The 13,132-nt window shown below is 51.3% G+C and carries 12 protein-coding genes and 2 tRNA genes; 12 read left to right on the top strand and 2 right to left on the bottom strand.

Annotated elements, in window-relative coordinates:
- Nucleotides 1-223 precede the first annotated feature (223 nt).
- The 6 genes from SPM24T3_RS16320 (at nucleotide 224) to yjfF (ending at nucleotide 5,357) form a co-directional block, all read left to right on the top strand.
- Nucleotides 224-300 (top strand) — tRNA-Asp (locus SPM24T3_RS16320).
- Between the two features lie 53 nt (nucleotides 301-353).
- Nucleotides 354-429, top strand: a tRNA-Trp gene (locus SPM24T3_RS16315).
- 347 nt (nucleotides 430-776) lie between these two features.
- Nucleotides 777-1,733, top strand: coding sequence for a galactofuranose ABC transporter, galactofuranose-binding protein YtfQ (gene ytfQ, locus SPM24T3_RS16310; RefSeq protein WP_009637893.1), 957 nt, complete (start codon nucleotides 777-779; stop codon nucleotides 1,731-1,733).
- Between the two features lie 102 nt (nucleotides 1,734-1,835).
- Complete coding sequence (gene ytfR, locus SPM24T3_RS16305) at nucleotides 1,836-3,341, top strand: galactofuranose ABC transporter, ATP-binding protein YtfR (protein ID WP_009637892.1); 1,506 nt, start codon at nucleotides 1,836-1,838, stop codon at nucleotides 3,339-3,341.
- 10 nt (nucleotides 3,342-3,351) lie between these two features.
- A complete protein-coding gene (gene ytfT, locus SPM24T3_RS16300) occupies nucleotides 3,352-4,371 on the top strand; it encodes a galactofuranose ABC transporter, ATP-binding protein YtfT (protein WP_009637891.1) in 1,020 nt (339 codons plus the stop codon).
- Complete coding sequence (gene yjfF / locus SPM24T3_RS16295; protein WP_009637889.1) at nucleotides 4,371-5,357, top strand: galactofuranose ABC transporter, permease protein YjfF; 987 nt, start codon at nucleotides 4,371-4,373, stop codon at nucleotides 5,355-5,357. Before ytfT ends, yjfF begins: the two co-directional genes overlap by 1 nt.
- 18 nt (nucleotides 5,358-5,375) lie before the next feature.
- Here the strand turns inward: yjfF and hdfR are convergent, their stop codons facing one another.
- Nucleotides 5,376-6,203: an HTH-type transcriptional regulator HdfR gene (gene hdfR / locus SPM24T3_RS16290; protein ID WP_009637888.1), complete on the bottom strand. Its 828-nt coding sequence runs from the start codon at nucleotides 6,201-6,203 to the stop codon at nucleotides 5,376-5,378.
- A 118-nt stretch (nucleotides 6,204-6,321) separates the two neighbouring features.
- Between hdfR and SPM24T3_RS16285 the strand changes: the two genes are divergently transcribed.
- On the top strand, nucleotides 6,322-6,660 hold the full coding sequence (locus tag SPM24T3_RS16285; protein WP_009637887.1) for a DUF413 domain-containing protein: 339 nt from the start codon (nucleotides 6,322-6,324) through the stop codon (nucleotides 6,658-6,660).
- Between the two features lie 24 nt (nucleotides 6,661-6,684).
- Here SPM24T3_RS16285 and SPM24T3_RS16280 read toward each other — a convergent pair whose 3' ends face one another.
- Entirely contained in the window at nucleotides 6,685-8,262 is a 1,578-nt protein-coding gene (locus SPM24T3_RS16280) for a YifB family Mg chelatase-like AAA ATPase (protein WP_009637886.1), read from the bottom strand.
- A gap of 319 nt (nucleotides 8,263-8,581) precedes the next feature.
- On the opposite strand from SPM24T3_RS16280, the gene SPM24T3_RS16275 reads away from it, so the two are divergent.
- The 5 genes from SPM24T3_RS16275 (at nucleotide 8,582) to SPM24T3_RS16260 (ending at nucleotide 13,065) form a co-directional block, all read left to right on the top strand.
- Nucleotides 8,582-9,820, top strand: a complete 1,239-nt coding sequence (locus tag SPM24T3_RS16275; RefSeq protein WP_009637885.1) for an MFS transporter — start codon at nucleotides 8,582-8,584, stop codon at nucleotides 9,818-9,820.
- 132 nt (nucleotides 9,821-9,952) lie between these two features.
- Entirely contained in the window at nucleotides 9,953-10,054 is a 102-nt protein-coding gene (gene ilvL / locus SPM24T3_RS24785; RefSeq protein ID WP_071988444.1) for an ilv operon leader peptide, read from the top strand.
- Nucleotides 10,055-10,201: 147 nt separating this feature from the next.
- Nucleotides 10,202-11,848 (top strand): acetolactate synthase 2 catalytic subunit, encoded by a 1,647-nt coding sequence (gene ilvG, locus SPM24T3_RS16270; RefSeq protein WP_009637884.1) that lies wholly within the window; start codon nucleotides 10,202-10,204, stop codon nucleotides 11,846-11,848.
- Entirely contained in the window at nucleotides 11,845-12,120 is a 276-nt protein-coding gene (ilvM, locus tag SPM24T3_RS16265) for an acetolactate synthase 2 small subunit (protein ID WP_009637883.1), read from the top strand. The genes ilvG and ilvM overlap by 4 nt, the downstream gene beginning before the upstream one ends.
- Nucleotides 12,121-12,135: 15 nt before the next feature.
- On the top strand, nucleotides 12,136-13,065 hold the full coding sequence (locus SPM24T3_RS16260) for a branched-chain amino acid transaminase (protein WP_009637882.1): 930 nt from the start codon (nucleotides 12,136-12,138) through the stop codon (nucleotides 13,063-13,065).
- Nucleotides 13,066-13,132 lie beyond the last annotated feature (67 nt).

Below are 13,132 nucleotides of genomic sequence, written 5' to 3'. Positions count from 1 at the left end.
AAAAGTAGTACTGTGTAGTAGTAGGGAAGTTGCCTGCTCGAGTAAGAGAGTAGGACTAAAAGCAACGCTTTTAGCACGTTGCTTGCAACGGCCCGAAGGGTGTATGACGGCGTCATACATAAACTGCCAGGCATCAAATTAGTCTTCAATTCCCCTGACAAGGAATATTAACGAAGACAAACTGATAACAGACCGATTGTCTGTTGTGAGTGAAAGAACCGGTGGAGCGGTAGTTCAGTTGGTTAGAATACCTGCCTGTCACGCAGGGGGTCGCGGGTTCGAGCCCCGTCCGTTCCGCCAATTATTAAGATTATGCCTGCTAAAATTTAGCAGGCATAATAGTAAGTTGATTTAGGGGCGTAGCTCAGTTGGTAGAGCACCGGTCTCCAAAACCGGGTGTCGCGAGTTCGAATCTCTCCGCCCCTGCCATATTAAAACCCTTCGCGAAAGCGAGGGGTTTTTTTTCGTCTTAAATTCCTGAAAATGCCGATTTTCCCTCCAAGAATTTGCACATAATTTCTGCTAACCCTCGCCGTCTGCACGATTTGTCCATATTCACTGCTTAAAAGTTGTCATTTTTTAGCTGAATACATGTACGAATCGATTGTTAATCATCTATGTGACCGTGCTCAACCCACCGTTTTTGCAATGCGCTAAAACTAAGTGTCGCCTGGTGAAGTTATGTTCACTTGGGAAACTCGGTTTTAGTATCTTTCTATGCCGCACCCTACAAGACTCAACAAAAAGTAGCTCAGACTACGCGTGAGGAAATAACAATGTATAAACGTCTCTTACTGGCAGCAGCGGTCGCAACGGCATTTTGTGGAGCCGCCCATGCGGCACCTCTAGTGGTTGGATTTTCTCAAATCGGCTCTGAGTCAGGCTGGCGATCGGCTGAAACCAAAGTGGCCAAACTTGAAGCGCAAAAACGTGGCATTACCCTGAAAATTGCCGATGCACAACAGAAACAAGAGAATCAAATCAAAGCGATACGTTCCTTTATCGCGCAAGGCGTTGACGCTATTTTCATTGCCCCAGTCGTCGCAACGGGTTGGGCTCCTGTCCTTACTGAAGCCAAAGAGGCCAAGATCCCGGTATTCTTGTTAGACCGTACAATTGAAGTCAGCGATCCAACACTTTACACCGCCGCTGTAGCCTCAGATAGCGTGCACGAAGGTAAGGTTGCAGGTGACTGGTTGGTTAAAGAAGTAGCCGGTAAACCGTGTAACGTTGTTGAATTACAGGGCACGGTCGGTGCCAGCGTGGCACTGAATCGTAAGCAAGGTTTTGCCGATGCCCTAAAAGCAGCACCTAATGTAAAAATCATCCGTTCGCAATCCGGTGACTTCACCCGCAGCAAGGGCAAAGAAGTTATGGAAAGCTTTATCAAGGCAGAGCAGAACGGCAAAAACATTTGCGCGGTATATGCGCACAACGATGACATGGCAATCGGTGCCATTCAGGCTATTAAAGAAGCCGGTCTGAAACCGGGTTCGCAAATCAAGGTTGTATCAATCGACGGCGTTCCTGATATCTATAAAGCAATGCTTAACGGCGAGTCTAATGCGTCTGTTGAGTTGACACCAAATATGGCTGGTCCAGCATTCGACGCGCTTATCAAGATGAAAAAAGACGGTACTCAACCTCCGAAATTTATCCAGACGCAGTCGACTCTGGTCCTGCCAGACGCGGCACAAAAAGAGTATGACATGAAGAAAGACATGGGCTACTAAGCCTGTCCATCGGCTCTGAGCGCAAAAAATCAGAGCCGGTTTTCTCATCCCATTTTGCACATTCAGCGGTTATGTGCGCATGTAGTCGGGGTAAAGACGCTCATGGATAATCTTCAATCAGCAACCCTTCTTGAAGTCCGCGGCCTGTCGGTGGAGTTTCCTGGTGTTAAAGCATTGGAAAAGGTCGACTTCACGCTCAATCGCGGCGAAATTGTCGCTTTACTTGGCGAGAACGGTGCCGGTAAATCAACAATGATCAAAGCGCTAACCGGCGTTTATAAGCGCTCGGAAGGTACCGTTTATCTTAACGGTCAGCCTATCGAAGCGACCAATACCGCACACGCGCAGGCGCTGGGGATTGGGACGGTTTATCAGGAAGTAAACCTGCTGCCCAATATTTCGGTGGCAGCAAATCTGTTTATTGGTCGCGAGCCAACGCGTTTTGGGCTGGTCAATCAACGCAAGATGGACCAGCAGGCGCGCACTCTGCTTTCAGGCTATGGGCTGAATCTCGACGTCAGCCAGCCGCTTGCCACCTATTCCATCGCTATCCAGCAAATTGTCGCCATCGCCCGGGCAGTTGACCTATCGGCACAGGTGTTGATTCTCGACGAACCCACAGCCAGCCTGGATGCGAAAGAAGTCAGCATGCTGCTCGAGATCCTGATGCAGCTGCGTGATCGCGGAATGGGCATGGTATTTGTCACCCATTTTCTGGATCAGGTTTATCGCATCAGCGATCGAATCACTGTGCTACGCAATGGCAAACTGGTCGGCTCAGAGGCAACTAAAGACCTGCCGCGTATCGAATTAGTGCCCATGATGCTGGGACACAGTTTTGACGAAGCATTGCTAAAACGAAGCGAACATCGCGCCGTGAGTGGCGAGCCGCTGGTCGATTTTAAAGACTATGGTCGACGCGGACTGGTAGAGAATTTTGACCTTAAGGTCCGACGCGGTGAGATTGTCGGGCTTGCCGGCTTACTAGGTTCGGGTCGCACAGAAACCGCGCAGCTGATCTTCGGGATTAAAAGTCATGATACCGGCACGGCAAAAGTGAACGGGCAGAACGTGAAGATTAAAAACCCACGCAAGGCGGCAAAACTCGGTTTTGGCTATTGCCCTGAAGATCGTAAAACAGACGGGATTATCGGTGCCGCTACGGTGCGTGAAAACATTATTCTGGCTTTACAGGCCCAGCGCGGCTGGCTGCGTCCTTTGTCGATGAAAGAGCAGAATCAGATTGCCGACAAGTTTATAAAATTACTAGGGATTCGGACTCCCGGCGGCGAGCAGGAAATCCAGTATTTGTCCGGCGGGAATCAGCAAAAGGTTATTCTTTCGCGCTGGCTGGCGACCAATCCTCGTTTCCTGATTCTTGATGAACCGACGCGCGGTATCGACGTTGGTGCGCACGCCGAGATTATCCGGCTGATTGAGAAACTCTGCGACGAAGGTCTGGCACTGCTGGTTATCTCATCGGAGCTGGAAGAGCTGGCCGGGTATGCCGACCGCATCGTGGTGCTGCGCGACAGACGCCATATTACACAAATCGAGCAGGACCAGATTTCGGTTCCGGCCATCATGACTGCCATTGCGGTTCAGTAAGGAGATTTCCATGACCAACAGGAGTCTGCCGATGACGCGAGGACCGCGCAAAGTGCGCTGGGTATTCCCCAAAGGTTCCACACAGGTCGGGGCATTTCTGGCTATTTTAGTTATTGATAGCCTGGTCGCACCCGGGTTTTTTAATATTCACGTTCAAGATGGCCGCCTGTTTGGCAGCCTGATCGACATCTTTAATCGCGGTGCGCCGGTTGCGATCCTGGCGTTAGGTATGACGCTGGTTATTGCCACCGGAGGGATTGACCTCTCGGTGGGTGCAGTTATGGCGATTGCTGGCGCTACGGCGGCTACCATGACAGTGCAGGGATATCCGCTGATTACGGTATTACTGGCCGCAGTGGCTGTTGGGGCTGCCTGTGGATTATGGAACGGTTTTCTGGTTGCAGTGCTACAAATCCAGCCGATTGTCGCTACCCTGATGCTAATGGTCGCCGGTCGCGGTATTGCACAACTTATTACACAAGGACAAATCGTCACCTTCGAACATAACGGGCTGTCGCAGTTTGGCAGTGGGGCATTTCTCACGCTGCCGATGCCGGTAATTATTGCCGCCATCATGCTGCTTTTGTTGTGGTTATTGACTCGTAAAACTGCTTTGGGGCTGTTTATCGAGTCTGTGGGTATCAACTTACGTTCATCCTACAACGCTGGTGTCAACACCCGCCTGGTGCTGATCGCAGTGTATGTAATTTGTGGCGTTTGCGCCGCCGTTGCGGGGGTGATCGTTACTGCCGATATTCGCGGAGCGGATGCCAACAATGCCGGTCTTTGGCTAGAGCTGGACGCTATTCTGGCAGTAGTCATTGGTGGTGGCTCGTTGTTGGGGGGGCGCTTTAACCTTTTGCTTTCGCTTATCGGCGCGCTAATCATTCAGGGAATGAATACCGGCATCCTGCTCTCCGGATTCCAACCAGAATTCAATCTGGTGCTCAAGGCGGTCGTGGTATTAGCCGTATTAGTCGTCCAGTCACCGCGTGTTTCTCTTGGCGGCTTGTTTCGGAGGAAAGAATAATGCTTAAACGCAATCTCCCCCTGCTGATTACCATTTTGGTGTTTCTTGCGGGTTACGGTTACTGCTTCACACAGTTCCCCGGCTTTGCATCGACCCGCGTTATTTGCGATCTGCTCACCGATAATGCCTTTCTGGGGATTGTCGCCGTTGGCATGACTTTTGTTATCTTGTCTGGTGGTATTGATCTCTCCGTGGGTTCCGTCATCGCTTTTACCGGCGTGGCGTTGGCTAAGCTGATTGGCCAATACGGTGTTCCGCCATTTTATGCATTTGCCATCGTGTTGGTAATGGGCGCGATGTTTGGCGCTGTGATGGGCTGGATTATCGATACCCTAAAACTGCCAGCTTTTATCATCACGCTCGCGGGAATGTTCTTTATTCGCGGGATGAGTTTTATCGTGTCTGAAGAGTCATTGCCTATCAACCATCCGCTGTACGCCACACTGGCAAACTATGCCTGGAAGGTGCCCGGAGGAGGGCGATTCACTCTGTTGGCGCTAGTGATGCTCTGCGTAGTGGCTGTGGGGATTATTCTGGCGCACAGAACGCGTTTCGGTAACAACGTTTACGCGATTGGTGGCAATACCCATTCTGCAGGGCTAATGGGGGTTCCGGTCCGTCGAACTACGATTTACATCTACATGCTGTCCTGTTCTCTGGCAGTGCTCTCTGGCATTATTTTCTCGCTCTACACTTCGGCAGGCTATGCCCTGGCTGCCAGCGGAGTTGAGCTTGATGCCATTGCCGCCGTGGTCATTGGCGGAACCCTGCTCAGCGGTGGTGTAGGCACCGTGCTTGGCAGTCTGTTTGGTGTGATGATCCAGGGCCTGATTCAGACCTATATCACTTTCGACGGCACGCTAAGTTCATGGTGGACCAAAATTGTCATGGGCATTCTACTGTTTATCTTCATCGCGTTGCAAAAAGGCATGGGTTCTTACTGGACCACACGTCGCGCCCGTCATCCTGAACTTAAAACGACGTGATCTTTATCGAACGTCGTTTTAATTACGGGTGTCCATTGGGGTTTTAAGCAATTGGCGGATCAACACTTGCTGGTCGCTGTTTTGTAGCCAGACGGCATACAGCGGCCTGATTACCGGCGGCACGTCAGGATAAATCGACAGGTGAGGATATTCTTTCTCCCAATGACTTGGGAGGAAGGCACATCCGCCCGTAGTCTCAAGCAGCTGTCTTGTCAGATGCGCCGAGGTGGTAGTCAGTACCGGCTCCTGATCGCTGGCTTGCATGCGGCTTTCCTGCTGCGGGAAATCAGCTCCCCATTCCAGCCTGATATATGCACCTTGTGCTGTTTTGTCTTTTTTATGCGAGCAAAAAAGACGTAACGAAAAATTACCCAACAGCTGACTGGAGAGTTCATCCATTTTCGGCGGTTCAGTGGTGATCAATAAATCGAGCTGTCTTTCATGCAGTTGCTTTACTAACGACTGACGAAGGGCAACCCTCGCTTCCAGTCGTAATGAATCTCGTTGCTCATAAAGCGCCTGAAGCCAGGGGGTCAGATAGGACTCCCATAACGACGCCGTGGCACCAATCGACAATTCTGTGTGCTGTAGCGAACGCACAACCTCTTTCTTGGCTAATTGCCACGTCGACATCAGGTTTTCTGCATAGGGCAGCAGACGCTCTCCTGCGGGCGTTAAACGGATGTTATTTCTATGACGGGTAAACAAATTTGCCCCCAGCTGGGTCTCCAACTGGCGTATGCGAAAGCTCACCGCAGACTGTGTCAAATACAGAGATTCAGCCGCCCGACCAAAGTGACGAGTTCTACTGACCTCCAAAAAGGTTTTCAGTAATTCCGTGTCCACTACCATCTCCAAAATTTTTTGTCGTTAAGATTTAAATGTTTTGTTTTACAGATTGTCAAGCCTATCTAATACTCCGCGCCATAACAGCACGACCATGAATGAATTAGGAGCGTGTCAGATGGCGGAAAGCTTCACCACGACAAATCGTTTTTTTGACAATAAACATTACCCTCGCGGGTTCTCCCGGCATGGCGACTTCACCATCAAGGAAGCGCAATTGCTGGAGCGTTACGGCTATGCTTTCAACGAGCTGGACCTGGGAAAACGCGAACCGGCAACCGAAGAAGAAAAGCTGTTTCTGGATGTTTGCCGCGGTACCCGCGAGCCAGCAACCGAAGCTGAAAAAGTGTGGAACAAATATATTATCCGCACTCGTCGTCCCAAGAAATTCCATACGTTGTCAGGCGGAAAACCGCAGGCTGACGCGGTGGAAGATTACACTGACAGCGACGATTAATAAAACGGGGCTTGTCCCCGTTTTTTATGCCAAATTTTTATGCAATGTTAACAGTAGTCGATCCATACAACGATAGCTTAATGCTTCAGAAATCTGCGCTTTTTCTATGTTCGCCTGCTTATTGAGATCCGCTAACGTACGCGCGACTTTCAATATTCGATGCCATGCCCGCACCGACATTCCCAGCTTTTGTAACACATTTTCCAGAAACTCTGCATCTTCTTGAGTTAATTGGCAGAACTGCTGCACTTCACGGCTGCTTAAATGCGCATTTAATTTCCCGGCACGCCCCAGTTGCAGCTCTCTTGCAGCCTGTACTCGAACACGCACCTGCGCGCTGCTTTCCTGGGATATTTGCGAAGTTTGCTGATGCTGCTTGCTTAATAAACCCGGCGGCAGCAAAGGGACTTCAAGAGATAAATCGAATCTATCAAGGAACGGGCCGGACAAACGGCTGAGATAGCGCAGGATCTGATGCGGCGGCGTGCGGCTGTGCTGCCCTTGATAATGCCCGGTCGGGCTGGGATTCATGGCGGCGATAAGCTGTATCCGCGCCGGAAAATCCACTTTGGCGCGGGTGCGAGAAATAGTGATTTCTCCCGACTCCATGGGTTGTCGCAGGGCATCCAGCACTCTTCTTTCGAATTCCGGCAACTCATCGAGAAACAGCACGCCGTTATGTGCCAGAGAAATCTCTCCTGGCCTGGGGATCGAACCGCCGCCGACCAGAGCATGCAGCGAAACGCTGTGGTGCGGTGCGCGAAATGGCCGTTGGCGGGTAAAAGCCACGCTTCTACCGCTTTGCCCGTCTGGTTGCCCGGGTGAATAAATCAGGCTGGCGATGGCTGCGGTTTCCAGCGCCTCCTGCTGCGTCAGTGCTGGCAGAATTCCAGGTAATCGACTGGCAAGCATGGTTTTTCCGGTACCGGGTGGCCCCAAAAGTAAAAGATTATGGCCTCCTGCAGCAGCAATCTCTAATGCTCGTTTGGACTGTTCCTGACCCATGATCTCATTGAGATCGCCGACCTCGGGTTGGTGCGAAGTTTCACTGCCTCTTTCTGCGTCATGACTTTCAACCGCCACCAATGATCCGCTGCTCTGCAAAAACGCGCACACTTGCAACAGGTGGTCGGCCAGCCATACGGTATCGGCCGCAAGCAGCTGCATTTCTTGTTGATTATCGACGGGTAATATTAATCTGCGTCCTGAGTTTTTTGCTGCCATCGCAGCTGGAATAGCACCGTTAACGCCGCGTAACGCGCCAGAAAGCCCTAACTCACCAATAAACTCATACTGTCCTAGCTTGTCGGAAGCAAGCTGCTCAGAGGCCGCCAGAATTGCCAGAGCGATGGGGAGATCGTAACGGCCGCCTTCTTTGGGCAAGTCAGCGGGTGCCAGATTCACCGTGATACGCTTGGAGGGGAAAGTGAATCCGCAATTGATCAACGCGCTGCGAACTCTGTCGCGCGCCTCTTTGACCGTGGTCTCAGGTAAACCCACCAACGTGAGGGCGGGTAGGCCGTTACTGATGTGTACCTCGATAGATACGCGCGGAGCGACCACGCCCAATGAAGCCCGGGTATTAATAACCGACATCGACATGAAGCTTTCCTGTAGCGGTGAAAAATTCAGTATGTCGATTAACGGCTTATGACCCTATCGGCTAAAACATTTTTCCCGCGACGTGCCGCAAAAAATCTCAGCAAATTCATACCTCGTGCAAGAAATTGAGACGTCTCTCCAAATGTCTGGAAATACCTATTAACAGTTAGCCTTTTTTGGATACAAATTAGCCAGCTATTAATCTTGCTGGTAATTTATACCGCGTGTATTAATTAAACTTGTGTATTTAACAATAAAGAAACAAAACCATCTTCCCTGTAGCGTTCATTCCCCTGCCTATTAGAATAAGGTAAATCACATGTTTGGTTGGACTCCCCGGCAACGTAACGTCGCCATTGCCAGTTTTCTGAGTTGGACACTGGATGCTTTTGACTTTTTCCTTCTGGTCTTTTTATTGAGTGATATTGCTAGCTCCTATCACGTTGATATTAAAGAAGTCACACTGGCCATTCTGTTGACCCTGGCAGTACGACCGATCGGGGCATTGCTGTTTGGCCGCGCGGCAGAGAAATATGGCCGCAAGCCGGTGTTAATGGTCAACATTCTGTTCTTCTCCTTCTTTGAGCTCTGTACCGCTGCCGCCCCTTCACTGACCGTTTTCCTGATCCTGCGTGTAATTTATGGCGTGGCGATGGGCGGGGTATGGGGTGTGGCTTCTTCGCTGGCAATGGAAACTATCCCAGACCGTTCACGCGGGCTGATGTCCGGGATTTTCCAGGCCGGTTATCCGTTTGGTTATCTGTTGGCGGGCGTGGTTTACGGTTTACTGTTCAGCGTAGTGGGCTGGCGTGGAATGTTTGTTATTGGCGCCGTGCCGATCTTCCTGCTGCCGTTTATCTACTTCAAGGTTCAAGAGTCACCGGTGTGGCTGGCGGCCCGCGAGCGTCATGAAAGTACCGCGCTGCTGCCAGCGCTAAAAACGCACTGGAAGCTGTGTGTTTATCTGGTGGTGTTGATGGCGGCGTTTAACTTCTTCAGCCACGGTACGCAGGATCTCTATCCGACCTTCCTCAAGGTTCAACACGGTTTTGATGCCCACACTGTCAGCATCATCGCTATCTGTTACAACATCGCATCGATTATGGGGGGAGTAACATTTGGGGTCTTGTCCGAGCGAATCGGACGTAAGAAAGCGATTATCATTGCCGCGTTGCTGTCGCTGCCTGTACTGCCGCTGTGGGCATTTGCCGGAGGTTCATGGATGCTGGGGCTGGGTGCTTTCCTGATGCAGTTTATGGTTCAGGGAGCGTGGGGTGTGATCCCGAGCTATCTTACCGAGCTGGTGCCGGACAACACGCGGGCCGTGCTTCCAGGCTTCGTTTATCAATTGGGTAATCTGATAGCCTCCGTGAATGCAACGTTGCAGGTTTATATTGCCGAAAGTCATGGTCACAACTATGGATTAGGGATGGCGATGGTCGCCGGAACGGTGGCGATTGTGATCTCGGTGCTGGTGTTCTTCGGACGCGATACTCGAGGCAAGGTCATAAATGCCGCATCAAATGCTAAAGAGGCAAATGTCAGCTCGAGCACCTGAAAACGCTAAGTTTTTCTAGATTTGTTGCACAGTCGCCTTAGATGATAACGTAAGAAAAGTGTTGTCTTTGCTTATCTAACTGTGATAACTCTGTAGGCAATCGTTCGAAACAAGAATTTAAGAAACCAAAAAATGAAAGCTCTCGTCCGTGTGCTAAGCCTAGTCGTTATTCGTGTGGTGGTGATTATTATCCCACCGTGCGGGGCTGCACTTGGACGAAGAAAGGCTTACTAAACAAGCCTGAACCTGAAAAGAACCCCCGCACCGAAAGGTCCGGGGGTTTTTTTTTGGTCAGGTTAATTTTTAGCGGAATGAGGCGGAAGAAAATATGAACAACAGCATAATGTTCTGCGCTTGTAGTCAAAAGGCAGGAGAATAAAGATGAATGGAGCACAGTGGGTAGTACAAGCGTTGCGTTCGCAAGGGGTGGATATGGTCTTCGGCTATCCTGGCGGAGCAATCATGCCGGTATACGATGCACTCTACGACGGCGGCGTGGAACACCTACTGTGCCGTCATGAGCAAGGCGCGGCGATGGCTGCCATCGGTTACGCGCGCTCGACCGGCAAAGTTGGCGTGTGTATCGCCACTTCGGGTCCGGGTGCGACCAACCTGATTACTGGTCTCGCCGACGCATTGATGGACTCCGTTCCGATTGTGGCAATCACCGGTCAGGTAGGTTCCGCCTTTATCGGCACCGATGCTTTTCAGGAAATTGACGTGCTGGGCCTGTCTCTGGCCTGCACCAAACATAGCTTCCTGGTTGAGTCACTGGAAGCGCTGCCGGAAATCATGGCTGAAGCGTTTGCTATCGCCAGCAGCGGTCGTCCGGGGCCGGTTCTGGTTGATATCCCTAAAGATATCCAATTGGCGGTTGCCGATTTAGCACCGCACCTGATGCCAGTTGAGCAGGAAATGCCTCATCCAACCGCTGAACTGGCGCAAGCTTATGAAATGATTGCCAAGGCGCAAAAACCGATGCTTTATGTCGGCGGTGGCGTCGGTATGGCCGGTGCGGTTCCCGCTCTGCGTTCGTTTATTCGTGCCACGGGAATCCCGTGCGTTGCTACACTTAAAGGATTGGGCGCACCTGATGCCAACGACCCGTGTTATCTGGGAATGTTGGGCATGCACGGCACCAAGGCTGCCAATCTGGCAGTTCAGTCCTGTGACCTGTTGATTGCCGTTGGCGCGCGTTTCGATGACCGCGTAACCGGCAAGCTCAACACCTTCGCGCCAAACGCCAGCGTTATCCACATGGATATCGATCCGGCTGAATTAAATAAATTGCGCCAGGCGCACGTTGCGTTGCAGGGCTCTTTGCCTGCGATGTTGCCTGCGCTGGAACAGCAATGTTCAATCAGTGCATGGCGTGACGAAGTCATGACCATGAAAGCGGCAGGCGAGTGGCGTTATGACCACCCGGGCGAAGCGATTTTTGCCCCGCTGCTGCTGAAACAAGTTTCCGATCGTATGGACGCCAACACCGTGGTGACAACTGACGTGGGCCAGCATCAAATGTGGACTGCGCAGCATATGACATTCTCTCGTCCAGAGAATTTCATCACTTCCAGCGGCCTTGGCACGATGGGCTTTGGTGTGCCTGCGGCGGTAGGCGCACAGGTTGCACGTCCAGACGATATGGTTATCTGCGTTTCTGGTGATGGTTCATTCATGATGAATGTTCAGGAGCTGGGCACTATCAAGCGAAAACAGTTGCCGCTGAAAATCCTGCTGCTGGATAACCAGCGATTAGGGATGGTTCGACAGTGGCAGGAACTGTTTTTTGATGGACGCTATAGTGAAACCAACCTCTCAGATAACCCCGATTTTATTACGCTGGCCAGCGCCTTTGATATTCCGGGCCAACGTATCAGCCGTAAAGACCAGGTCGACGATGCTCTGGACGCCTTCTTCAATAGTAAAGGTCCTTATCTGCTTCAGGTATCCATCGACGAAAATCAGAATGTCTGGCCATTGGTACCACCGGGTGCGGGCAACGAAACCATGTTGGAGAAAATGTCATGATGCAGCATAACGTCTCAATTCAGGCCCGCTTCCGCCCAGAAATGCTGGAGCGTGTATTGCGCGTCGTTCGTCACCGTGGATTCCAGGTCTGCGCCATGAAGATGAGCCAGATGGTCAACAACGAAAACATCAATATCGAATTGACCGTTGCCAGCCTGCGGTCGGTAGATTTACTGTCAGTACAGTTGAGCAAACTTATGGACGTCGCCAGTGTTGAGGTCCAGCAACAAACATCACAACTAACTAACCAACAAAAACGCGCCAACGCGTAAGTAAGGAACAGAAGAATGTCTACGAAGAAAGCTGATTTTATTTGGTTCAACGGCGAGATGGTTCCATGGGAAGACGCAAAGGTAAGCGTAATGTCCCACGCACTGCACTACGGCACTTCAGTATTTGAAGGCGTGCGCTGCTACGACTCGCACAAAGGACCAGTAGTTTTCCGTCATCGTGAACATATGCAGCGTTTGCACGATTCTGCAAAAATCTATCGTTTCCCGGTTAAACAGTCCGTGGAAGAGCTGATGGAAGCCTGCCGCGACGTGCTGCGTAAAAACAACCTGAAAAGCGCCTATATCCGCCCACTGGTATTCGTTGGCGACGTGGGTCTGGGCGTGAACCCACCGGACGGTTATGAAACTGACGTGATCATTGCGGCGTTCCCATGGGGCGCGTACCTTGGTGCAGAAGCGCTGGAAAACGGTATCGATGCAATGGTTTCTTCATGGAACCGCGTTGCGGCCAACACCATTCCAACCGCAGCGAAAGCCGGTGGTAACTACCTGTCCTCACTGCTGGTGGGTAGCGAAGCGCGCCGTCACGGTTATCAGGAAGGTATTGCCCTGGACGTTAACGGTTATGTTTCCGAAGGCGCAGGCGAAAACCTGTTCGAAGTGAAAGACGGTATCCTGTTTACTCCGCCGTTTACCTCTTCTGCTCTGCCAGGTATCACCCGTGATGCAATCATCAAACTGGCGAAAGACTTGGGTATCGAAGTTCGCGAGCAGGTGCTGTCTCGTGAATCCCTGTACCTGGCTGACGAAGTGTTTATGTCGGGTACTGCAGCCGAAATCACCCCGGTTCGCAGCGTAGACGGCATTCAGGTTGGCGCGGGCAAACGTGGTCCGATTACCGAGAAAATCCAGAGCGCATTCTTCGGCCTGTTCACCGGCGAAACCGAAGACAAGTACGGCTGGTTGGACCAAGTTAACCCATAACAACGATAAAACCCTATTAGGCAGGCGGCGATTACGTCGCCTGTAAAAAGTATTAATTGGAGTAAAT

Source organism: Serratia sp. M24T3 (genome assembly GCF_000257645.1).
In the GTDB taxonomy this organism is placed as follows: Bacteria; Pseudomonadota; Gammaproteobacteria; order Enterobacterales; family Enterobacteriaceae; genus Rouxiella.
The sequence above is the reverse complement of the archived record's forward strand: the minus strand, read 5'-3'. Positions and strand labels throughout refer to the sequence as shown.